Genomic DNA, 20903 nt, shown 5'->3' on the forward strand with positions numbered 1-20903 from the left:
GAACGAAAAGACTTAACTTTGCAGCAGACGTTGCAAGTTTTTATAGTCCTCATTGAAGATTGGATCTTCTTCACGCAGGCTTTGTACTTTTTCACAGGCATGCATCACAGTACTGTGGTCACGATTACCAAAAGCCATACCAATTTCAGGGAAACTATCCCCTGTCAGCTCACGTGCTAGCCCCATAGCCAACTGACGTGGACGTGCATAAATGCGTGTACGTTTTGGACCAACCAATTCTTTCAGTGGAATACGGAAATATTCACTCACCACACGCTGAATATTTTCAGTACTAATGGTGCGCGCACGAATCGCCAACACATCTTTTAACGATTCACGCACTACATCTAGATCGATTGGGGTACCTTTAAAACGAGAAATGGCTACAACTTTATTCAGCGCACCTTCTAGTTCACGAACATTGGCAACCACCTGTTGAGCAATAAACAGCGCACAATTACGTGGAAGTTCCACGCCATTGCTTTCCGCTTTTTTCAGTAAAATTTCAATACGAGTTTCGATATCTGGTGGTTCCACACCCACCGATAAGCCCCACGAAAAACGTGAAACCAAACGTGGATCCAACTCAGTCAGTTCTTTTGGATAACGATCCGAAGTTAAAATGATTTGCTTAGATTCATCTAATAACGCGTTGAAGGTATAGAAAAACTCAACCAAGCTGGCCTCTTTACCCGCCAACAAATGAATATCATCCACCAATAACAAATCTAGCGAACGACAATTTTTCTTAAATTCTTCGACCTTACCTTGCTGTAACGAGCTCACAAAGTCTTGTACAAAACTTTCAGCCGTCATGTACATCACACGTGCATTCGGCTTCGCTTGTAATAATGCATTACCTACGGCTTGCATTAAATGGGTTTTACCTAAACCAGTCGGTCCATATAAAAATAACGGGTTATGCTGTGAAGCACCGGGCTGCGTCAAAACTTTACGACAGGTTTCTGCCGCCATCTGATTGGAACGGCCTTCAACAAACAAGGAAAAGGTAAATAATGGGTTAAGCTGACGCTTACGGTTATTTTTTGAAGACGTCTCTTCTTTTTCTTTTTTAGGACGATTCGGTGCAGACACTTGCGGCGTTGACTCTAATGCTGCGGTGGTTGTTGCAGGTTGTTCAGCTGCAGATAAAATTGCACCAGGCCGTGAATCAACCAAAATCTCGACTTTACGTACCCGACCTTCAGACAACTGTTCCGCTAAAATAGAGATCAGTTCTAAATGGTGCTCTTGAATATAGCGTGTCCAATACGGATTCGGTGCATAGAGTTTTAAAGTATCACCTGCATCTTCTGCCACTAGTGGGCGTATCCACATTGTATAGACATTTCCTGAAAGCTCTTGTCGCAAGCGAGTTAAGCAGTCTGTCCAAAGCATGTGAAACCCCTATTTCAGTCCATTGTACGTAAAAAAATAATTCAACCCCGCCTAAGCGGGCAGCCATTCTAACCATCTTATCCACATCTGTCATGAACAAATCAGTCGAAATCGATCAAAAAAACGCAAATTGAGTTTAAATTTAAATTTAAATCACGTGTGGATAAGTTTATCCGCAAGCTGTGGATAAATTGTAGCACAAAGTTATCCACAAACTATCAAAATTATAAAAACATCGTTATCCACAATTTAATTATTTGTTTTTTAAATCTAAAAATGCGTTTTCCACAGAAAATATCAACACTAATAGTAATAAATTTAAATTTTAAAATTTGAATTTATTTATAAGATTGACCCATTCTGGGGATAACTTGATGGTTGGTTTAAATTCAAATTTAAATTCATAAAAACCAATTCACAAATTTGGGATTGTGGATAAATCTGTGAGTAAACTTGAAGATAACTTAAATAATTAACATATACAATGATTTAGTTTGTGAATATTTTAATTTAAAACTTTCTGACTGATTTCTAATCCTTATATTATCTTGATATATCACAGCCTAGATTTTGAAAGAAAGCGTGTTTTTCATTGACAGCTCAAGCAATGAGCACTAAAATCGCGAACCTTTACTGAAAGATCATTTTTGGAGTTTCGATATGAAACGTACTTTCCAACCTTCTGAGTTGAAACGTAAACGCGTTCATGGTTTCCGTGCTCGCATGGCTACTAAAGCTGGCCGTCAAGTATTAGCGCGTCGTCGTGCAAAAGGTCGTCACAGCTTAACTGTTTAATTTCAGTTAAGACTGTCAAGACTTGGGTGTTATGACAACACTTTACGGCTTTAGCACAGATGTGCGAATACACTGTGCTGCCGATTATAAAAGTGTGTTCGATGGTGCGCTTTTTAAAGTGCATCAACCCCATTTCTTATTTCTAGCAAAAATCTCCGAACAGCCGAATAGCCGTTTGGGTATTGTTGTTGCTAAGAAAAAAGTGCGCCGCGCACATGAAAGAAATCGAGTAAAACGACTTGCACGCGAAAGTTTTCGCCTGCATCAACAGCAGTCTAATGTATTAGATATTGTCGTTATGCCAAAAATGGGCATAGAGGCCGTACCGAATGCAGAGTTACATCAGCAATTACAATTTGCTTGGCAAAAATTGCAGCGCCTTGCAAATAAGCATAAAAAAATAGCTACCTCCCCACAAGCGTAGAGATGACCAATGGTTCGTTTACTGCATTGGCTCATTCGTTTCTATCAGATTGCGATTAGTCCTTTATTGGGACCACGCTGTCGTTATATTCCAACATGTTCTCAATATTCTTTGGAAGCAGTCCATCAACATGGTGCTGTACGTGGAGTGTGTCTAGCTGTTCAGCGTATTTGCCGTTGTCATCCTTGGGGCGGTTCAGGCTATGATCCTGTTCCATCAAAAGCAATTCGTTTTATTTCATTTCAGCAAATAGATTCTCAAACGCTTCACGTTGCTGTACCCTTTCGTGAACGTTTATTGAACCAAAATCACTCTAACCACTTGGGGTAATACCTATGCAACAATGGGCCAGGATTGCAATTCTAGGGGCCATGTTTGTTGTCGCATATTTGCTCATTTTGGCTTGGCAGAAAGATTATGGAAATGCGGAACAAAAACCTCAGCAAAATGCTGCGGTGGTAACGCATGAAGTATCTGCCGATTTACCAAATGGCCAGACAGCTACGGCTGCTACTGATGTGCCGCAAGCAAATAATGCTGCTACACAACAAACAACAGATGCCACTGCACCTGTTAGTCAACAGTTAATTTCAGTACAAACTGACCTTTACCATCTTTGGATTAATCCAAAGGGTGGCGATATTGTTCGTATTGAATTACTCAATCATGACAAAAATAAAGACAGCGACGAACCGTTTGTAATGCTTGAAAGCGATGCAAAACGGACTTATGTTGCTCAGTCTGGCTTAATTGGTCTCAATGGCCCGGACAGCAATCCGAAAGGACGTCCGACGTATGAGATTGAAAAATCTTCATATACGTTGAATGACGCAAAAGCTGTGAAGGGTAAAGATGGCCAAACAGCAAAAGTTTTGTCAGTACCAATGGTTTATAAAACAGCAGATGGTGTAGAGGTTATTAAAACCTTTAACTTCACTGAAGGTGAATACCCTGTTGTCGTGAATCATAAAATCGTGAACCGCAGTGCTCAGAACTGGCAAGGTCAGATGTTTGGTCAGCTTAAACGCGACAACTCTGAAGATCCAGGTAAATCTGATCAAGGTATTTTCACTTTAGGTACATTCCTTGGTGGTGCATGGGGTTCGCCTGAAGAACATTACAACAAACTTAAATTTGCTAACTTCAATGAAGAAAAATTGAATGTTGAAGCAACTGGCGGTTGGGTTGCAATGGTTCAGCATTACTTCGTGAGTGCGTGGATTCCTGGACAGATCAAATTAACGCAAGCCAATGGTCAACCTTATGCTGCGAAACTTGAGTCACGTAAATCTACCGATGATATGAACATTATTCAGTTCACTTCACCTGCAATCAATGTTCCTGCAGGAACTGTGGCAGAAGTAGATGCAACGTTCTATTCAGGTCCAAAAATCCAATCTGAATTAAAAGAATTGGCGGTTGGTTTAAACCAAACTGTAGACTACGGTTGGTTATGGCCTATTGCGAAATTATTGTTTGTCGGTCTTGAGTTTTTCCACGGTTTAGTGGGTAACTGGGGGTGGTCAATTATTCTATTGACGATTCTGGTGAAACTGATCTTGTGGCCATTGTCGTCGAAGAGCTACCGCTCTATGGCGAAAATGCGTGTGATTGCACCTGAAATGCAACGCATGAAAGAAGAGTTCGGTGAAGACCGTATGCGCTTCTCGCAAGAAATGATGGCATTGTATAAACGTGAACAAGTGAACCCACTATCAGGTTGCTTGCCGTTATTGCTCCAAATGCCGATCTTCCTTGCTTTGTACTGGGTATTGATGGAGTCTGTTGAACTACGTCATGCGCCATGGTTAGGTTGGATTCAAGATTTATCTGCGATGGATCCATGGTTTATTTTGCCGCTATTAATGGGCTTGACCATGTTCATTCAGCAAAGTTTGAACCCACAACCGGCTGATCCAATGCAGGCGAAAGTCTTCAAAATCATGCCAGTGATCTTTACGGTATTTATGTTGTTCTTCCCTGCGGGCCTTGTGCTTTACTGGATCTGTAACAACAGTATTACTATTCTTCAACAAGGTTTGATTAACAAATCTGTTGAAAAAGAACGTTTAAAACGTGAAGCAGCTGACTCAGCAAACTAAGCATTGCTGATGGGCTGAATAAATCCGCTTAAGATGGTAATCTTAGGCGGATTTTTCTTTATCTGTCGTTTGAAAATTTTTAGGTAAATTTTATGTTAAACCGAACCACCATCGCAGCAATTGCCACACCGCCGGGTCGTGGTGGTGTCGGCGTGATTCGCCTGTCTGGTCCCAAATCTTATGCCATTGCAGAAGCATTAACGCAGCAATCCTTACCAGAAGCACGTTTTGCTGGTTTCCGTAAGTTTTATGATGCATCGAATGAAATCATGGATGAAGGTTTGGTGATTTGCTTTCCAAATCCGCACTCGTTTACGGGTGAGGATGTTGTTGAACTTCAAGGTCATGGCGGACCGGTTATTCAAAATGCATTATTGGCACGGTTACTTGAATTGGGTGCTATTGCTGCAAAAGCGGGCGAATTTTCGATGCGTGCCTTTGAAAATGGCAAAATGGACTTGGTGCAAGCCGAGGCGATTGCCGACCTGATTGATGCTACCTCTCAAGCGGCGGCACGTTCTGCGGTACGTTCATTACAAGGTGCTTTTTCGAGCAAGGTCAATACAGTGCTAGAAAAACTTATCCATTTGCGTTTGCATGTGGAAGCAGCGATTGATTTTCCTGAAGAAGAAATCGATTTTTTGGCAGATGGTAAGATTTTGGGCTTATTAGATGAAGTTGCAAGCTCGGTCCATGCTGTGCAGCAGTCTGCCCGTCAAGGTCAGCTACTGCGTGAAGGTCTACAAGTGGTGATTGCCGGCAAACCTAATGCAGGTAAGTCTTCTCTACTCAATGCTTTAGCGGGTGTTGAACGTGCGATTGTGACGGATATTGCGGGTACGACACGTGATGTTTTACATGAAAAAATCAGCCTCAATGGTTTGCCGATTACCTTGACCGATACTGCAGGTTTACGTGAAACCGGTGATATCGTCGAAAAAGAAGGGATTCGCCGCGCAATTAAAGAAATTGAGCAAGCTGACTTGTTACTTTTGGTCTATGACTTAAGTCAGGGCGAAGATCCACTACAATTGGCTCAAGCATACTTTGCCGATCATATTGAACCGAAGCGGTTGATGTTGATTGGTAACAAATGCGATTTGACGGGATCTACCGCGGAAATTACCGATTTAAACGGTTTTCGACATATTAGGGTTTCGGCTAAACAAGAAACTGGCGTTCAAGCGCTTATTGATGCGATTACAGCGCATGCAGGCTTTCAACCAGAAGAAGATACCTTTATTGCTCGAACACGCCATTTAGATGCAATGAAGCGCACTCAGCGCTATCTTGCAGAAGCACGTGAGCAGTTGGTAGTTTATCATGCGGGTGAGTTGGTAGCCGAGTCTCTACGGTTGGCGCAAAATGCTTTAGGTGAAATTACGGGTGACTTTAGTGCGGATGATTTACTCGGCAAGATCTTCGGATCGTTTTGTATTGGTAAATAAATGCGCTAAAAATATGAAAAAAATCATGATTTGTTTTGCATGGATGCTTGCCGCTTGTTCTCAGGAGGAAGCGGCTTTAACTTCTGTTGATGATGTTGCAACATCAACACAGATACAAACTCAGCATCAAATGGATATAGATCCTAATCTTGCTAACGCTACTAAAGATACAAATTCTGAATTAAAAGCATATTTTATTCATGTCAAAATTTTATCTTTAGATGGCAACCATGATCCACAAACATCTGATGGTGGTGTGGTTTATTTTCATGAAACAACCGAACAGAACCCCAAAGAATCCTTTTTAAAACAATGGGAAGAAGATCCTGAAATGCAGGTTGACTATAAAAAAATGACCGCAATATCAAAAACTAAAAATTTGATTTTTTACATTCAGGATCAAATAGATGAAATTCCTCCTGAACAGGCATGGATGTATAGAGAAGAAAATTAATCGTATCTAAGGGTTTCATACTGTAAATTTCTTCATCGATAAATTTTGATACAGTAAATATAAACACAGCAAGCCGACACCAATACAAAAGCCCAGTACCCCTGTGATTAAACCAAAATGATCAGATAAATAGCCGGCTGCAATAATTGGAATAATGGTGCCTAGATATCCAATAAATAAATAGGTCGAGATCACCGCAGCACGGTTTTGATTGTTGGTCATTTGATGAACTAAGCCAAATGCGCCTAAAAGCCCCAGGCCATGCCCTACACCGACTAGAATATCGCTAATAAAAAACAATGCACTCCAGTGTTGGGTCATACATAGCGCAAGGAGCGCATAGCTCAGTATTAATACCATTAAGCCGGTATTTACACATTTTGCAGAAGGAATCGATTTCGCCATAAATTGCACGACAGCGGAAACCAGCAAGATACTTGCAATGGCACTACCACTGACCAAAGGGCCATGCCATGGGATTGCATCTTTAACGAAAGAGGGTGCGAGTGATGCAAATAAGCTGAAGGAGCCAAAGGCACAAAAGGCAGTCAGTCCGGCGATATAAAATCGTGAATGATCACGCTTTTCAGGCAATTCCAAATGTGGTGCCACTGAAAAAGGCTGTGGCTCAAAATTCGGTGTGCGAATAAAAAATAACCCTATTAGACACGCCAAACCCCCAAAGATCACAGGGATATAAGGGGTGACTAAAGGCTGTTCCGAAAATTGAGCAATCACTCCACCAATAAATGGGCCAAGACCAAAACCAATCACGGTTATGATTGAACTCAACTGTGGAGCATTATTTTTATGCTGTTCAGGAATGGTATAGACCAAGCCCAGCATGGCTGAGGTGCTGATTAAACCCGAGGCAATCCCGATAATAAAGCGCCCGATAGATAACCACAGCGCATTACTGGCAAACACCGACAAGCTTAAACCTAAGATGATGCACGCCATACCGATTTGCAGGGTTCTTAAAAAACCAAAACTGTTACTGGTACGACCTAAAAACAGCAAGGTCGCTAGGCAACCAAACATGTAGGCAACAAAGATATAGGTGATATGACTCGGCAGCAGTCCCCAAAGTTGCTGATAAATGGGATACAGAGGACTAGCTAGCGCTGTACCAATAGTGCCCATACAGAGTGCAAGGCTCACCATGATAAACGGTCGCCAAGAGGGAGATGTGGTCATTTTAAAGTCGCAGAGGTACAGTCAATAGGGTCAATATTGTGCTGCATGAGAAAGAAGGAAATATGGGCTCAGTTTAATGCCGATTGTTTTCCATGGTCAAATCACAGATGTAACTTTATCCATAGCGTTTAAGCAGTTTTACAAATTCTTCCAGTTCTACTTCATTGATTTCAACATCTTGAGGCAATACATGATGGCGTAAATGTGCTTCGATGAGTTCATTCATTAATCCATTTACAGCACCTTTGATGGCCGCAACCTGTTGTAAAACCTCGATACACCCTGCTTCGGGTTGCTGTAAAGCCAGTTCAACCGCATTGACCTGACCTTGTAGACGTTTAACCCGATTTAAAATCTTTTTGTCCTGATGTAAATGACTCAACACTTTCTCCCGAAAATAAATATACTATGGGGGAGTATATTTAAGCATAGAACCTAATGAAAACTTCCCCATCCATCCGAATTCATCATCATCAATTTGATGAAGGTAATCCACTCGCACAAAAACGGATCTTAATTGCCACTATTTTAACGGCAGTCATGATGTTGTTAGAAGTCATTGGCGGATGGATTTTTAATTCGATGGCATTATTGGCAGATGGCTGGCATATGAGTTCACATATGTTGGCATTAGGCTTGGCCTATTTTGCCTATCGTGCGGCACGCCACTATGCCCAAGACGCTCGTTTTAGCTTTGGGACTTGGAAAATTGAAATTTTGGCAGGCTATAGCAGCGCGATATTATTGATGGTTGTTGCTGCATTTATGGCTTTTCATTCGGTGGAACGCTTATTCAACCCGGTCCAAATTCATTATAACGAAGCAATCCCTATTGCGATTTTAGGTCTGGTGGTGAACTTGATCTGTGCTTGGTTATTGCATGATGACCATCACCATCACCATCACCATCACCATCACCATCATGAGCATAGCCATGAGGAGCAGCATGATCATCATCACGACCTCAATCAGAAAGCAGCCTTCATGCATGTGGTTGCTGATGCGGTGACTTCGGTGTTGGCGATTGTGGCTTTATTTGCCGGAAAATGGATGGGCTGGGGTTTTTTAGATGCGCTATTGGGGATTGTCGGTGCAGTTCTAGTTGGCAAATGGGCCATTGGCTTGATGAAAGAAACTGGACAAACATTACTGGATGCGGAAATGGATCACCCTGTCGTTGATGAGATTCGAGAAGTTTTAATGCAATTGCCTGTCGACGTCGATGTGACCGATTTACATGTGTGGAAAGTGGGTAAAGGTCAGTTTTCATGTATTGTGGCTTTAGAAACCAGTCAGGCATTGAGCGCAGATGAAGTGCGTCAAGAGCTGTCGATTCATGAAGAAATAGTACATGTGTCTGTTGAAATTAATTCACCTGATGCAGCTTAATATGTTCCACGTGAAACGGCATGTAGCTATTGCGTAATGAACTGAAAAAAGCCCAAGACTTTCACGTGTTAAGGCTTAGAATGCTGAATCAATTAAATGTTGAAGTTGTTCGGTCTATGTTGAAAAAAATATGTGCGTTGGCGTTGAGTACCACCCTTTCGACTTTTGCTTTAGCAGATGCGGCACAGGTTCAAAAGCTCTTGGCAGAAAAGCACCCCAGTTTAAAAATTGAAAATATTCAAAGTACCGAAATGCCGGGCATATATAGTGGCTTTGTTGAAGATCAAGTTTTGTATTTGAGTGAAAATGCGGATTATGTGATCGCAGGTTCTATGATTCGTTTAAAAGATCAAAAAAATCTGACCAAACAATTGATCCTCAGTCAGCAAAAAACTGAGTGGAATAAACTTCCATTACAAGATGCGATTAAAACAGTCAGGGGGAATGGGAAGCGCCAAATCGCGATCTTTTCTGACCCAAATTGCCCATATTGTAAGAAGCTTGAAGTAGAACTGGCAAAACTCAATTATGTGACCATTTATACTTTTGTCACAGCGATAAAACCACAGTCGTTGGCGCCATCGAAGCAGATTTTTTGTGAGTCAAACCCTGCTATGGCCTGGAATAATTTAATCAATAAGGGAATTCAACCGAAGTCAGCGAAAAGCTGTGCAAACCCGATTGAGCGAAATTTAAAATTAGCTAAAAGCTTAAAACTAGGTGGTACACCGGGAATCGTTTTTGCCAACGGTTCGATCTTAACTGGTGCTTACCCTGCTGCTGAATTAGAATCGATGTTAAAAGAGATCAAATAATTTCAGCTGTACGGCATGAATAAAATATAAAAAAAATACCCGTCTATAGGCGGGTATTTTAATGGCGTTATAAAAAACTAGACGCGGGTTTTTTTCGTTACAAGGTTATAGATAAATAACACGATGATCGCACCAATGACGGAAGCGATAAATCCTGCAGCAGAATTTTCTCCATACAGACCTAATAAACGTCCGCCATAGGTCGCAAGTAAGGAACCTGCTATCCCGAGAATGGTGGTCATGATGAAACCCGCTTTGTCATCTCCAGGATGGATCGCACGTGCAATTAAACCAGCAATAAAACCAACAACAATCGCAACAATGAGTGACCACATAGTAACTCTCCTTTTGTTATCATGTATTTGTTTTTTACGACATGTTCAATCTTTATCTTTAATCAAAACTGCGCATAGCTATAGCCTAAACATGCAAAAAACTGTTGTTTTTTTGTTCAAAACAAACCAAAAAATAAAAAAAAGTGGCCTTCGGCCACTCTTAAGTATCTGATCTTGCTTAGAGACCAATTTCGCCAATAAAAGGAATATGACGATATTTTTGATCATAGTCCAGACCATAACCCACGATAAATTTATCTTCGACTTCAAAACCTAAAAATTTTACATCGAGGTCAATTTCACGACGTGAAGGCTTGCTGACCAAAGTACAAAGCTCAATTGAGTTTGGATTACGCGTCTGTAAAATTTCTAAGACTTTGCTTAAGGTATTGCCTGAGTCGATAATATCTTCAACCACCAAGACATCTTTATCTTTAATGTCGCCATCTAAATCTTTTAAGATTTTTACATCACGAGTAGATACGGTCCCACCGCCATAACTTGAAACGGTCATGAAATCGAGTTCATGCGGTTTTGAAATCGCGCGGCAAAGGTCAGCCATAAAAATAACGGAACCACGTAATAGACCGATTAACACCAACTCTTTGTCGCTGTTAGCATAGTATGCATCAATTTTTGCGCCAAGCTCTTTCACTTTAGCTTGAATTTCTTCAGTGGAAATCAGTACGCTCATTTGAACAGACATGGGTAGATACCTAAAAAAGCAAATCAAAAAAATAAAAAAGGTGTTGACTTGCAACACCTCTAAAGATGAACCAATTTTAATACATCTGGCTCGCAGATGCATCTTTTTTGCCGTTGAAAATGTAATCAGTTTTTCTTGGAAGTGCTGTCACGCTTGAGTAAGCACAGACAAGCGACGGCAATCAGTCCAATTTTCAACGCTGTTTTTCGTCTTGGTCGAGCCGTTTTATGCTTTGACATAGGCACATTGTCCAAACACATAGGTGGCATGGATATTACGATCATCACCCATCAGCATCAGGGCAAATAAAGCATCTTCCAGATTTTTGGCACGTTGTTGACGTAGGGCTTGTAGAGCCGTGGCTTTTAAATCGAGCACCACAAAATCTGCTTCTTTGCCCAAATCAAAGTTTCCAAGTTTGTCCTCTAGGTCTAAGGCTTTTGCCCCCCCTAACGTGGCATGGTACAGCGCTTCAAATGCGGACAGTTTATCGCCTTGAAGTTGTTGAACTTTGTAGGCTTCATTGATGGTTTGTAGTTGGTTAAATGAGGTGCCTGCACCAATGTCTGTGCCTAAGCCGACTTTCACCTGTTTTTCCCATGTTTTCTTTAATGGAAATAAACCACTGCCTAAGAACAAATTCGAGGTTGGACAAAACGCAATGGCAGAGTTGGTCTGATGCATACAGTCCCATTCAGCATCTTCCAAATGCACACAGTGTGCAAACACGGAACGTGATCCGGTCAGACCATAATGATGATAAACGTCTAAATAGCCGTTTTGCTCAGGGAATAATGATTTGACCCACGCAATTTCATTTTTATTTTCACTCAAATGCGTATGTACATAAACATCAGGATACTCGGCTTTTAGCTCCCCTGCCCGTGCCAATTGTTCAGGCGTTGAGGTTGGGGCAAAGCGAGGCGTGATGGCATAAAGGTTACGGCCCTTGCCATGCCACTTTTCGATGAGTGCTTTGGAGTCGTTATAGCCACTCTCTGCAGTGTCACATAATGCTTCAGGTGCATGTCGATCCATCATCACTTTACCGGCAATTAAGCGCATCTGATGCTGTTCTGCAGCCTTAAATAAAGCATCGACCGATTGTGGATGAACGGTACAAAAAACCAAGGCTGTTGTGGTTCCGTTTTTGAGTAACTCGTTTACGAAGAACTGTGCAATTTGCTCTGCATAAGCCGGATCTTCAAATTGGATTTCGGTTGGGAAGGTATAAGTATCAAGCCATTCCAGCAGTTGTTCACCATAAGCCCCCATCATTTCCGTTTGTGGATAATGGATGTGGGTGTCGATGAAACCCGGAACAATCAATTGATCTGGATAATGCTGTACGTCAACCTGATCTGGGAGATGGTGTTGTCCCTCAGACCATGGACCGAACCATTGAATTTTTCCGGCTTGCGTAATCAGCAAACCATCTTCGAAATAGCGCACTTGGTCGTGAATTTCACGTGCTTGGGCAACTGTATTCTGAATATCTAGAAAGCGACCACGGATCGCTGTAGATGCGATAACAGAAGACATGACATACCTGCAGTTTAGAATTTTTTCGGTTGATTGTAGCCCAATTTGGTTCAAAATACCGTTAGAGTAATTGTGAAAATGTGTTCTAAAAAATAGAACAGATGTTTATGAGTGATTCTGTTTTTTTGTTCATTGTATTTGATTTGAATAATACAAAAGCATTGAGCTGTATACATTGCATCGATGAATGAATAAAGACCATGAGTCGCAACGCTTGCTATATTGATCTCAAGAGCGCCCTTTAAAAAACGATAATGAACCCTTTAGTGAACATGAGCTATTCAGACCAATTAAAGCATAACCTGCTTCAGCATCAAGGCATCATGCAGATTTTACATGCCCTGTATGCCATAGATACACAGGCTTATTTGGCTGCAGGCGTAGTTCGTAATTTGATTTGGTCACAGCGACATCAACAAAACTATGCACTGGAAGGCACAGAAGTGGATGTGATTTATTATGCGGAACATGATGATGGAACACAGGGTCAAAGAATTCAACAGCAGATGCAGTTGGATTTTCCTCACATTCATTGGGATGTCACCAACCAAGCGACAGTACACCAGTGGTATCGCTTGGAAAATGGTGAGCCGATACAGGCGCTCAAGTCGATTGAGCATGCCCTATCGTTGTGGCCAGAAACTGCTACTGCCATCGCTGTTAAATTGGATGATCAACAGCAAATACAGCTGATTGCTCCTTTGGGCTTAGATGATTTATTTGAGTTAAATGTCCGCTGGAACCCACGCTTAGTCAGTCAGGCGACTTTTTTGCAGCGTGTGCAGCAAAAACAATTTTTACAGCGCTGGCCGAAACTCAAACTCTTGATGACGCCTGAAGCTTAGTCCAAGTTTTCGTTGCAGAATAAAAAAGCCTTCTCGAAAGAAGGCTTTTAATCATCTAAGTGTTTTAAAGCGTGGTTTCATGGTACTTCTTGCTGTGTCGGATCGATAACCACGCAGTGATGGTTAAGGTCACCACAATAAAGCCGAGTGAAATCCAAATTGGCATGTGGAACACATCGAGCAACAGCATCTTAGCGCCAATAAACACCAGGATAATGCCCAGACCATACGGCAAGTAATGCATTTTCGATGCAGCACCAGACAAGAGGAAGAACATGGCACGTAGACCCAAAATCGCCATCAAGTTTGCAGTCAGTACAATAAACGGGTCAGAGGTAACCGCAAAGATTGCTGGGATTGAGTCCACCGCAAAAATCACGTCCGATGCTTCAACCAAGATCAACACTAAAAAGAGCGGCGTTGCCCACAAGACACCATTTTGACGAACGAAGAATTTATCTTCATGCATTTGAGGGGTAATACGCATGTGTTTACGTAGCCACTTCAAAATTGCCATATCTTCGATATCTTTGTCGTCTTCGTCTGAACCCTTAAGGAATTTAAAGCCGGTATACACCAAGAACGCACCGAAGAAGTACAGCACCCAAGAGAATTCTTGAACGAACCATGCCCCAATAAAAATAAAGATGGTACGCAGCACAATTGCACCAAGGACACCGTAGAGTAACAGTTTACGCTGCAAAGCAGGTGGAATGGCAAAGGCAGCAAAGATCATGAGCCAGACAAAAACGTTATCAATTGCGAGTGATTTTTCGAGCAGATAACCAGCGAAATATTCCATGACTTTGGTGTTTGCAACAGCGACACCAGCGGTTTGCTGTAAGTAGAGCCACAGTGCACCACCGAATAAGGTAGCCACAGAGACCCATGCAATACTCCAATAGGCAGCGGTTTTGACTTTGATTTCTTGGCCTTTGTTATTTTTAAAGCCTAAAAAGTCGATGAGTAGCATGATGGTGACTAAACCGAAAAATGCCAGATATAGCCATAATGAGCCAATCGTTTCCATGTGTATTCTCCACATCTAACAACCAGCCATAAAAAAACCTCGACCAGTTGCCAGACGAAATAAAACGCCTGAGACAACATGATCAAGGTCTTGCCTACATCGTACTGTAATGATTTGCAGCAGCGATGCTCAGATACCGACTTTTTGCAAAGTGTAATGACGATATTCTGACACGTAAAACAAGGTTTACGTTTGGAGGAGGCTACTCCCCTTGTTCAAATTTTGTTTTGGACACTGTCCAAATATGCGGCAAAGCATGACAGTTTTTAGTACAAAGTGCAATCGGCAATTTGCGAATTCATTTAATGTGCCACAGGAGGGTTAAAATCACCACGGTGTACTAACGCTAAGGCTAAAAGTGTGCCGATCACGGCGATGATTCCTCCGATCACACCAATATAACTCAAACCGAAATGAACGCTGACGATACCGCCCAAGAGTGCACCACCGCCAATCCCGACATTATAAAGTCCCGAATAAATAGCCATGGCGACATCGGTGGCGTCGGATGCGAGATGTAGTGTCTTTGACTGTAATGCGAGACTAAATCCAATGATACTCATGCCCCACAATAAGCACACTGCACTTACACCTGCAAAACTGAAAGAAACAGGAAGCAACAGCAGCATGGATAAAGCCAGTGTGGCTGTACTTAAAGGAATCGCAACTTTGGGATATTTCCCACCAAATTTTCCAAAGAGATAAGAACCTAGAAAGCCTGCTGCACCAAAGATTAATAACAACGTGGTGGTTTGCATGGAGCTGAATGCAGCAATGTTGAGCGAGAACGGTTCGATATAGCTATATGCGGTAAATTGCGCGCTAATTACGATAATGGTTAATGCAAAGACCATCATTAAGCTTGGACGGCGAATAAACTGTTTTAGGCTGCTCAGCGAGCCAGAGTTCAAACTCGGCAGTATCGGCAGCGTTTTGGCTAAAATCAGGCAAACGATACTGGCGCCAATGCCAATCAGAGCAAAGGTATTTCGCCAACCATAGGCTTCTCCGACCATACGCCCAAACGGAATACCGAGAACCATTGCCAAAGCTGTGCCTGTGGCTAAAAGTCCCAAGGCTTGAAATTCTTTGCCTTTCGGTGCAACACGAACTGCCAGCGACGCAGTAATTGACCAAAAAAGTGCATGCGAGAAAGCAATGCCAATTCGACTGAGCAATAAAGTATTAAAGCTCCATGCGAAATACGACAGAATATGGCTGACAATAAACACCATAAATAAGCAAATCAGGAGTGAACGACGTTCAATATTTTTGGTCAATAACATGATCGGCAAAGAAATCGGAGCAACCACCCATGCATAGAGCGTAATCATGATGCCGACATCGGTCGCTGCCAAGCTAAAGGTTTTGCCAATATCGCTGAGTAAAGCGACAGGTACAAATTCAGTGGTATTAAAAATAAATGCTGCGAAAGCCAAAGCAATCACAGCCGTCCAAGAGCCAGAAGAAGCCGTTTCGGAGGGAGAGGCAGACATGAGTGTCTTCAAATAAATAAAGTGGCTTATTTTACTATGCTCTATACACGAGCAGGAACAGATTTAAGCCCTGTGCATGCGGTTTAAATTAATACAAAAACAACAGAGTTGACCTGCATTACATGCCAATTTATAAAAAAATGGAGGAAATTTAAGATGTTTGTACAACAAGATGATGATCAAAAAAAAGGAGCTTTTTTTGTTGAGCAAGATGGGGACCGTTTGGCAGAGATGACTTACTCATGGGCAGGCGATGATAAATTTATTATTGATCATACCGATGTCAGTGACAGCTTGCGAGGACAAGGTGTTGGACGACATCTCCTCGATGCAGCAGTGAATTTTGCTCGGGAAAAGAACGTGAAAATTATTCCGCTCTGCCCTTTTGCAAAATCTGTATTTGATAAAGATGAATCGATTCGTGATGTTCTACGCTAATACGCTAAATTGTATAGCGTGATGTGAATTAATCATTTGGATAAATAAAAACAGCCTGATCGTATTGCAATCAGGCTGTTTTATTTGAAATCTAGTTGTGAAGTTGAATTAAGATCGTGATTTATACAGCGATACAACCAAGCATGCTGCAGCAATCAGTAATACAAAGATGGCGATGATATAAAGGTCCATAATAAAAATATCCGGCAAATGTGATTTAATTGTTTTTTAATTAATGTGAAAGGTGTACGGATTTATTATCACCTACAGTTGAATATAGGTCGTTTAAGTTCTGTACCAATCACTTTCTCGTTTGTTACACGGTGTATTTTTTCATAAAAAGGAAGAAAAAACAGTGACTATGCAACATCAAGATAATGGTCAAAAAGGTGAATTTTTTCAGTTAAATGCTGAGGGTGTACGCCTCGCAGAAATGAGTTATCTATGGCGTGATGAACACAGCATTGTGGCAAATCACACGTGGGTAGATGATTCCTTACGCGGGCAAGGGGTTGCTCGTGTGTTATTGGATCATTTGGTGGAATTTGCTCGTGACAAACACTTAAAAATTATCCCAACCTGTTCTTATGTAGAGGTGATGTTTCGCCGAGACAAGACATTAGCCGATGTTCAAGCCTAAAAAAGCCCGCGATGCGGGCGTTTTATCAGTATGAAAATTTAAAAACTGCTTTGTGCTCAATTGAGCTTGAGTTTCAACACCGTTGATGGTGTTTTGACGATATGTGGCCACAATTGTAACAAAATCGAGCAGATCAATATTCCTAAAACCAAGCTTAAACACATGATATTTAATAAAGCAAAATCATTCAGCACGAAATAAATACTGCCAATGGTCATCATCATTAATAAATAAATAAGATAGTGAGGAATCACGGTGCGCAGTGTTATTCCTAAAATAAATGAGCAAATAACGACATTAAAAAAATCTGAAACGCCAAAATTATTCAGTATGATCAAGGCAGCAAAATATACACAAGTGATCGATAAAAAAATGAGTAAATTTTTAAGCATGGTCGGCCTCTTTATTCATCTTCAAATGGAAATAATTTCATTGTTTTAATATGTATAAGTTTAAAAAAATGAAGGTGATATCGGTATACGTGATCTTGGTTTTCTGTTGTAAGTTAAAAAGCACATTTGATTAAAAAATATACAAATATTTACTCATCCTGTAGAACTTTCTACGTTAAAATCGTGCAAATACTTTAAGAATAAACACAATGATACAACTCTGTTATGCCAGTACACGTGTAGAACAACAATTTGATTTAATACAAGATTTAAGTGATATTTTGGTGAGAGCCCGCAGCTTTAATACTGAAAAAAATATTTTTGGCGTGCTGTACTATGCAGAAGGCCGGTTCTTCCAATGCCTGCAAGGTGAGCAAGCGGCACTCGAACAGCTTTTTCAGCATATTATGCAAGATACGCGGCATCGGGATATTGTGCGTTATCCTGATCAAACTATTGATCAAATCGATTTTTCAAAATGGTCGATGAAATATGTAAATCGACATAGTGAAATTGCCAGTTTATTCCAGCGCTTTGGACATTCAAGCTTTCAACCAAACCTGCTTAATACGGAACAAATTCAGGCGTTTTTAACGACATTGTTAAGATTAGAAAATGTTGAACAGCCGGTTAAGCTGGATTCAGGCTATAAAAACCGAGGCTATCAGCATTATTTTTAAGCTGAGTGTGAATAAAAAAAAGCCCGCGCAGCGGGCTTTTTTTATTTTATCTAGTGGGTTTAGGCTTTTAATGCACTGATCAACTTCTGATGTAAACCACCAAAACCGCCATTCGACATAATCACCACAGCATCGCCCTCGCCTGCCTCGCTTACGATGGTTTGAATGATCTCATCCAGTGAACGAGCCACCACAGCTTTATTCGCAGCAGCTTCAATCACAGGTTGTAAATCCCAATCCAAACCTTCAGGTTGATACCAAATCACTTCATCTGCTAAGCGTGCAGAATGTGCAAGCCCATCTTTATGGCTACCCATACGCATAGTGTTCGAACGCGGTTCAATTACTGCCCACAATTTACGCTCACCGAGACGCTTACGTGCACCTTCCAGTGTGGTATCAATCGCCGTTGGGTGATGTGCAAAGTCGTCATAAACTTCAATGCCACGGATTGTGCCCAAAAGCTCCATACGACGTTTTACACCGCCAAAATTTGAAAGTGCCTCACACGCCGTTTCAATCGAAACACCGACATGTTCAGCCGCAGCAATGGTTGCCAAAGCATTGGCTACACTGTGTTGCCCAGTCATATTCCATTTGACTTCGCCTTTCACGACACCATGCTGTAGCACTTTGAAATGTGAACCGTCAGCAGACAATTGTTCTGCATACAATTCAGATTTGTCATTGGCATCTAAAGATGTACGCACCACAGGTGTCCAGCAGCCCATTTCCAAGACTTCATCAATATTTGTTTCAGTGATGGGCGCAATGATACGGCCTTCACTTGGAATAGTACGCACTAGATGATGGAATTGCTTTTGAATCGCAGCCAAGTCATCGAAGATGTCGGCATGATCAAATTCAAGGTTATTTAAAATCGCTGTTTTAGGATGGTAATGCACAAACTTAGAACGTTTGTCGAAAAATGCCGAATCATATTCATCGGCTTCTACACAGAAATATTCACCACCACCTAAGCGAGCGCTTTCACTAAAGCCTAAAGGTACGCCGCCAATCAAGAAGCCTGGATTTAAACCTGCTTGATCGAGCACCCACGCCAGCATGGTTGTGGTTGTGGTTTTACCATGTGTGCCTGCAACACCTAACACATGTTTGCCTTGTAGGACGTGGTCTGCAAGGAACTGTGGGCCAGAAATATAAGGCAGGCCTTCGTTCAACATGTATTCCACAGCATCAATACCACGTTTCATGGCATTGCCGACAATCACGAGATCTGGATGTGGTTGAAGATGGCTACGGTCATAGCCTTGCATTAAGGTAATGCCTGCATTTTCCAATTGGGTAGACATTGGTGGGTAAACGTTTTGGTCTGAACCCGTGACCTTATGTCCTAAATCGCGCGCCAAGAGCGCCAATGAACCCATAAAGGTGCCACAAATACCCAAGATATGCAGATGCATTCGTTCTAACTCCACTGCTTTTACCGACACATCACTTTGTTATTGTGGTGTTGTCATTATAGATTTGGTTGAAAAAGTTAATTTCATTTGAGAGCAACCATAGCAAGGGTCTTAGCGAAAAGATAGATTTTTTTGTATGAGATCGTATAAAAAGATTGAGCTCGTAACTGATCAAATGTGTGTGATTTTCTTAATGATAAAAACACGGAAAATAGGCGCGAAATCCTGATGAAAAACGTACAATATGCGCAATTTTTTGCGATCTTGATTGCTTATGTCACTTGCCCTGTTTTTATTGATTATTTCCAACTTTTTTATGACTTTGGCCTGGTATGGACATCTGAAGTTTTTACATGATGCACCGCTTTGGCAAGCGATTTTATTTGGATGGGCTATAGCATTACTCGAATATAGTTTTATGATCCCAGCAACGCGACTGTTGGCCAAACATGGGTGGTCTTTGGGTCAAATGAAAATCACACAAGAAGTCGTGACGCTATTGGTCTTCGTTCCATTTATGATTTTCCTTTTTAAACAACCCTTTAAGTTGGACTATTTGTGGGCAGGTTTATGCCTTTTTGGATGTGTCTATTTCGTGTTTCGCAGTGCTTAACTGATCCAATGCTGCATGGCTCTGATCATTTAAGTGAGGCGTGTTTGCAGGCATTTTTGAGGACTTTACTAAACTCACGGTCTCGTGGAGTGGGATCTTCATAGTCAAAGGCATAATCACTCTCATTGGTTAGTACAGTCTTTGACCGTCTGCTTCAAAGTCCATGAGTGCAAAACCAAAGCTTTGGTCATCACAATACACACGATATTCTGAAATTGAATACATTTTATCGCGGCCATCATCTGCTTTGTAATAGCCTGTCATCTTGACCGGCTTACGTTCATCAATAATAGATTTTCCGGTGACTAAAAATTTTTCGTGGATGTAGCCATTACTCTTAATTTGGCCGTTATAGCCTTTTTGTTTCTGTAAGAGGTTAAAGTCTTTTTCAAATTGGCTTGTATTGAGTTGAACGAGTTGGGCAAAACTCGGAGAGCTTAGGGCTAAAGTGAGCAAGATAATGATCTTTTTCATGTTTAAAGTGTCTTATAAATATTGATTTAATAAAAGTTTTTATAAAATTGAAAAAAATAAAAATAATTTTATAAAAATATTATGGAGTTTTCTCTTTAAAGACAACCGTTAAATTTTATCAAATGGAGCGTAAAACTCTGTCCTTCAGGTCAGAGATATAAGCGACACGACATGAAGTGTCGTTTGATTTAACTAAGGACTATTTTCCTTGAGTTTTGATTGTTAATATAAGTACATGAAAACCCTTAAATTACGTATAAAAGACA

24 protein-coding genes are annotated in these 20903 nt (G+C 41.2%); 14 read left to right on the forward strand and 10 right to left on the reverse strand.

The genetic code is table 11. From position 1 onward, the window contains the following. Positions 1–12: 12 nt before the first annotated feature. Positions 13–1398: a chromosomal replication initiator protein DnaA gene (gene dnaA / locus FTV11_RS13780; protein WP_180074178.1), complete on the reverse strand. Its 1386-nt coding sequence runs from the start codon at positions 1396–1398 to the stop codon at positions 13–15. Positions 1399–2058: 660 nt separating this feature from the next. Between dnaA and rpmH the strand changes: the two genes are divergently transcribed. From rpmH to FTV11_RS13810, 6 genes are all read left to right on the forward strand, one after another. Next, a complete protein-coding gene (rpmH, locus tag FTV11_RS13785) occupies positions 2059–2193 on the forward strand; it encodes a 50S ribosomal protein L34 (RefSeq protein WP_000831329.1) in 135 nt (44 codons plus the stop codon). A 31-nt stretch (positions 2194–2224) separates the two neighbouring features. Beyond that, a complete protein-coding gene (gene rnpA / locus FTV11_RS13790; RefSeq protein ID WP_078189509.1) occupies positions 2225–2617 on the forward strand; it encodes a ribonuclease P protein component in 393 nt (130 codons plus the stop codon). A gap of 9 nt (positions 2618–2626) precedes the next feature. Next, positions 2627–2947, forward strand: a complete 321-nt coding sequence (yidD, locus tag FTV11_RS13795; RefSeq protein WP_078189510.1) for a membrane protein insertion efficiency factor YidD — start codon at positions 2627–2629, stop codon at positions 2945–2947. 5 nt (positions 2948–2952) lie between these two features. After that, positions 2953–4719 (forward strand): membrane protein insertase YidC, encoded by a 1767-nt coding sequence (gene yidC / locus FTV11_RS13800; RefSeq protein ID WP_180036052.1) that lies wholly within the window; start codon positions 2953–2955, stop codon positions 4717–4719. 92 nt (positions 4720–4811) lie between these two features. Beyond that, positions 4812–6167, forward strand: a complete 1356-nt coding sequence (gene mnmE, locus FTV11_RS13805; RefSeq protein ID WP_180036053.1) for a tRNA uridine-5-carboxymethylaminomethyl(34) synthesis GTPase MnmE — start codon at positions 4812–4814, stop codon at positions 6165–6167. Positions 6168–6180: 13 nt separating this feature from the next. Next, a complete protein-coding gene (locus FTV11_RS13810) occupies positions 6181–6621 on the forward strand; it encodes a hypothetical protein (RefSeq protein ID WP_180036054.1) in 441 nt (146 codons plus the stop codon). Positions 6622–6636: 15 nt separating this feature from the next. Here FTV11_RS13810 and FTV11_RS13815 read toward each other — a convergent pair whose 3' ends face one another. Together FTV11_RS13815 and FTV11_RS13820 are read right to left on the reverse strand one after the other, a co-directional pair. After that, positions 6637–7818 carry an MFS transporter gene (locus FTV11_RS13815; protein ID WP_257223259.1) on the reverse strand — a complete coding sequence of 394 codons (1182 nt, stop codon included), beginning with the start codon at positions 7816–7818 and terminating at the stop codon, positions 6637–6639. Positions 7819–7933: 115 nt separating this feature from the next. Continuing rightward, the gene (locus tag FTV11_RS13820) at positions 7934–8200 is read right to left on the reverse strand and encodes a metal/formaldehyde-sensitive transcriptional repressor (RefSeq protein ID WP_180074179.1); all 267 of its coding nucleotides are present in this window, start codon (positions 8198–8200) and stop codon (positions 7934–7936) included. A 56-nt stretch (positions 8201–8256) separates the two neighbouring features. Here FTV11_RS13820 and dmeF point away from each other — a divergent pair, with 56 nt between their 5' ends. Together dmeF and FTV11_RS13830 are read left to right on the forward strand one after the other, a co-directional pair. Continuing rightward, on the forward strand, positions 8257–9207 hold the full coding sequence (gene dmeF, locus FTV11_RS13825) for a CDF family Co(II)/Ni(II) efflux transporter DmeF (protein WP_180074180.1): 951 nt from the start codon (positions 8257–8259) through the stop codon (positions 9205–9207). 116 nt (positions 9208–9323) lie between these two features. Then, on the forward strand, positions 9324–10022 hold the full coding sequence (locus tag FTV11_RS13830; protein ID WP_180074189.1) for a DsbC family protein: 699 nt from the start codon (positions 9324–9326) through the stop codon (positions 10020–10022). A 77-nt stretch (positions 10023–10099) separates the two neighbouring features. On the opposite strand, the gene FTV11_RS13835 is transcribed toward FTV11_RS13830, so the two are convergent. The 3 genes from FTV11_RS13835 to guaD all read right to left on the reverse strand — a co-directional run bounded on the left by FTV11_RS13835 (position 10100) and on the right by guaD (position 12605). Next, on the reverse strand, positions 10100–10357 hold the full coding sequence (locus FTV11_RS13835) for a GlsB/YeaQ/YmgE family stress response membrane protein (protein ID WP_078189516.1): 258 nt from the start codon (positions 10355–10357) through the stop codon (positions 10100–10102). Between the two features lie 178 nt (positions 10358–10535). Continuing rightward, positions 10536–11063 carry a hypoxanthine phosphoribosyltransferase gene (hpt, locus tag FTV11_RS13840; protein WP_180074181.1) on the reverse strand — a complete coding sequence of 176 codons (528 nt, stop codon included), beginning with the start codon at positions 11061–11063 and terminating at the stop codon, positions 10536–10538. Positions 11064–11288: 225 nt separating this feature from the next. Then, entirely contained in the window at positions 11289–12605 is a 1317-nt protein-coding gene (gene guaD / locus FTV11_RS13845) for a guanine deaminase (protein ID WP_180074182.1), read from the reverse strand. A gap of 254 nt (positions 12606–12859) precedes the next feature. On the opposite strand from guaD, the gene FTV11_RS13850 reads away from it, so the two are divergent. Beyond that, positions 12860–13450, forward strand: coding sequence for a nucleotidyltransferase family protein (locus FTV11_RS13850; protein ID WP_180074183.1), 591 nt, complete (start codon positions 12860–12862; stop codon positions 13448–13450). 64 nt (positions 13451–13514) lie between these two features. Here the strand turns inward: FTV11_RS13850 and FTV11_RS13855 are convergent, their stop codons facing one another. Next, the gene (locus tag FTV11_RS13855; protein ID WP_078189519.1) at positions 13515–14480 is read right to left on the reverse strand and encodes a TerC family protein; all 966 of its coding nucleotides are present in this window, start codon (positions 14478–14480) and stop codon (positions 13515–13517) included. 302 nt (positions 14481–14782) lie between these two features. Next, complete coding sequence (locus tag FTV11_RS13860) at positions 14783–15976, reverse strand: sugar transporter (RefSeq protein WP_180036059.1); 1194 nt, start codon at positions 15974–15976, stop codon at positions 14783–14785. A gap of 132 nt (positions 15977–16108) precedes the next feature. Here FTV11_RS13860 and FTV11_RS13865 point away from each other — a divergent pair, with 132 nt between their 5' ends. From FTV11_RS13865 to FTV11_RS13880, 4 genes are all read left to right on the forward strand, one after another. Beyond that, positions 16109–16414 carry a GNAT family N-acetyltransferase gene (locus FTV11_RS13865; protein WP_373684168.1) on the forward strand — a complete coding sequence of 102 codons (306 nt, stop codon included), beginning with the start codon at positions 16109–16111 and terminating at the stop codon, positions 16412–16414. Positions 16415–16727: 313 nt separating this feature from the next. Next, on the forward strand, positions 16728–17054 hold the full coding sequence (locus FTV11_RS13870) for a GNAT family N-acetyltransferase (protein ID WP_257223260.1): 327 nt from the start codon (positions 16728–16730) through the stop codon (positions 17052–17054). A 255-nt stretch (positions 17055–17309) separates the two neighbouring features. Further along, entirely contained in the window at positions 17310–17495 is a 186-nt protein-coding gene (locus FTV11_RS13875; RefSeq protein WP_180005551.1) for a hypothetical protein, read from the forward strand. A 160-nt stretch (positions 17496–17655) separates the two neighbouring features. Continuing rightward, positions 17656–18126, forward strand: a complete 471-nt coding sequence (locus tag FTV11_RS13880) for a BLUF domain-containing protein (RefSeq protein WP_180005550.1) — start codon at positions 17656–17658, stop codon at positions 18124–18126. Between the two features lie 59 nt (positions 18127–18185). Here the strand turns inward: FTV11_RS13880 and mpl are convergent, their stop codons facing one another. Then, positions 18186–19550: a UDP-N-acetylmuramate:L-alanyl-gamma-D-glutamyl-meso-diaminopimelate ligase gene (mpl, locus tag FTV11_RS13885; RefSeq protein WP_180074185.1), complete on the reverse strand. Its 1365-nt coding sequence runs from the start codon at positions 19548–19550 to the stop codon at positions 18186–18188. A 274-nt stretch (positions 19551–19824) separates the two neighbouring features. Between mpl and FTV11_RS13890 the strand changes: the two genes are divergently transcribed. Next, the gene (locus FTV11_RS13890) at positions 19825–20163 is read left to right on the forward strand and encodes a DMT family protein (protein WP_180074186.1); all 339 of its coding nucleotides are present in this window, start codon (positions 19825–19827) and stop codon (positions 20161–20163) included. Between the two features lie 129 nt (positions 20164–20292). Here FTV11_RS13890 and FTV11_RS13895 read toward each other — a convergent pair whose 3' ends face one another. Further along, positions 20293–20637, reverse strand: a complete 345-nt coding sequence (locus tag FTV11_RS13895) for a hypothetical protein (RefSeq protein WP_257223261.1) — start codon at positions 20635–20637, stop codon at positions 20293–20295. Positions 20638–20903 lie beyond the last annotated feature (266 nt).

Origin of the sequence: Acinetobacter sp. YH12231, from assembly GCF_013417755.1 — a bacterium.
Lineage (GTDB): Bacteria > Pseudomonadota > Gammaproteobacteria > Pseudomonadales > Moraxellaceae > Acinetobacter > Acinetobacter amyesii.

Bases quoted from the DNA above. Each gene is read 5' to 3' on its own strand.
- dnaA (WP_180074178.1), bottom strand. From the start codon at position 1,398: ATGCTTTGGACAGACTGCTTAACTCGCTTGCGACAAGAGCTTTCAGGA.
- rpmH (WP_000831329.1), top strand. From the start codon at position 2,059: ATGAAACGTACTTTCCAACCTTCTGAGTTGAAACGTAAACGCGTTCAT.
- rnpA (WP_078189509.1), top strand. From the start codon at position 2,225: ATGACAACACTTTACGGCTTTAGCACAGATGTGCGAATACACTGTGCT.
- yidD (WP_078189510.1), top strand. From the start codon at position 2,627: ATGGTTCGTTTACTGCATTGGCTCATTCGTTTCTATCAGATTGCGATT.
- yidC (WP_180036052.1), top strand. From the start codon at position 2,953: ATGCAACAATGGGCCAGGATTGCAATTCTAGGGGCCATGTTTGTTGTC.
- mnmE (WP_180036053.1), top strand. From the start codon at position 4,812: ATGTTAAACCGAACCACCATCGCAGCAATTGCCACACCGCCGGGTCGT.
- FTV11_RS13810 (WP_180036054.1), top strand. From the start codon at position 6,181: ATGAAAAAAATCATGATTTGTTTTGCATGGATGCTTGCCGCTTGTTCT.
- FTV11_RS13815 (WP_257223259.1), bottom strand. From the start codon at position 7,818: ATGACCACATCTCCCTCTTGGCGACCGTTTATCATGGTGAGCCTTGCA.
- dmeF (WP_180074180.1), top strand. From the start codon at position 8,257: ATGAAAACTTCCCCATCCATCCGAATTCATCATCATCAATTTGATGAA.
- FTV11_RS13830 (WP_180074189.1), top strand. From the start codon at position 9,324: ATGTTGAAAAAAATATGTGCGTTGGCGTTGAGTACCACCCTTTCGACT.
- FTV11_RS13835 (WP_078189516.1), bottom strand. From the start codon at position 10,357: ATGTGGTCACTCATTGTTGCGATTGTTGTTGGTTTTATTGCTGGTTTA.
- hpt (WP_180074181.1), bottom strand. From the start codon at position 11,063: ATGTCTGTTCAAATGAGCGTACTGATTTCCACTGAAGAAATTCAAGCT.
- guaD (WP_180074182.1), bottom strand. From the start codon at position 12,605: ATGTCTTCTGTTATCGCATCTACAGCGATCCGTGGTCGCTTTCTAGAT.
- FTV11_RS13850 (WP_180074183.1), top strand. From the start codon at position 12,860: ATGAACCCTTTAGTGAACATGAGCTATTCAGACCAATTAAAGCATAAC.
- FTV11_RS13855 (WP_078189519.1), bottom strand. From the start codon at position 14,480: ATGGAAACGATTGGCTCATTATGGCTATATCTGGCATTTTTCGGTTTA.
- FTV11_RS13860 (WP_180036059.1), bottom strand. From the start codon at position 15,976: ATGTCTGCCTCTCCCTCCGAAACGGCTTCTTCTGGCTCTTGGACGGCT.
- FTV11_RS13880 (WP_180005550.1), top strand. From the start codon at position 17,656: ATGATACAACTCTGTTATGCCAGTACACGTGTAGAACAACAATTTGAT.
- mpl (WP_180074185.1), bottom strand. From the start codon at position 19,550: ATGCATCTGCATATCTTGGGTATTTGTGGCACCTTTATGGGTTCATTG.
- FTV11_RS13890 (WP_180074186.1), top strand. From the start codon at position 19,825: ATGTCACTTGCCCTGTTTTTATTGATTATTTCCAACTTTTTTATGACT.
- FTV11_RS13895 (WP_257223261.1), bottom strand. From the start codon at position 20,637: ATGAAAAAGATCATTATCTTGCTCACTTTAGCCCTAAGCTCTCCGAGT.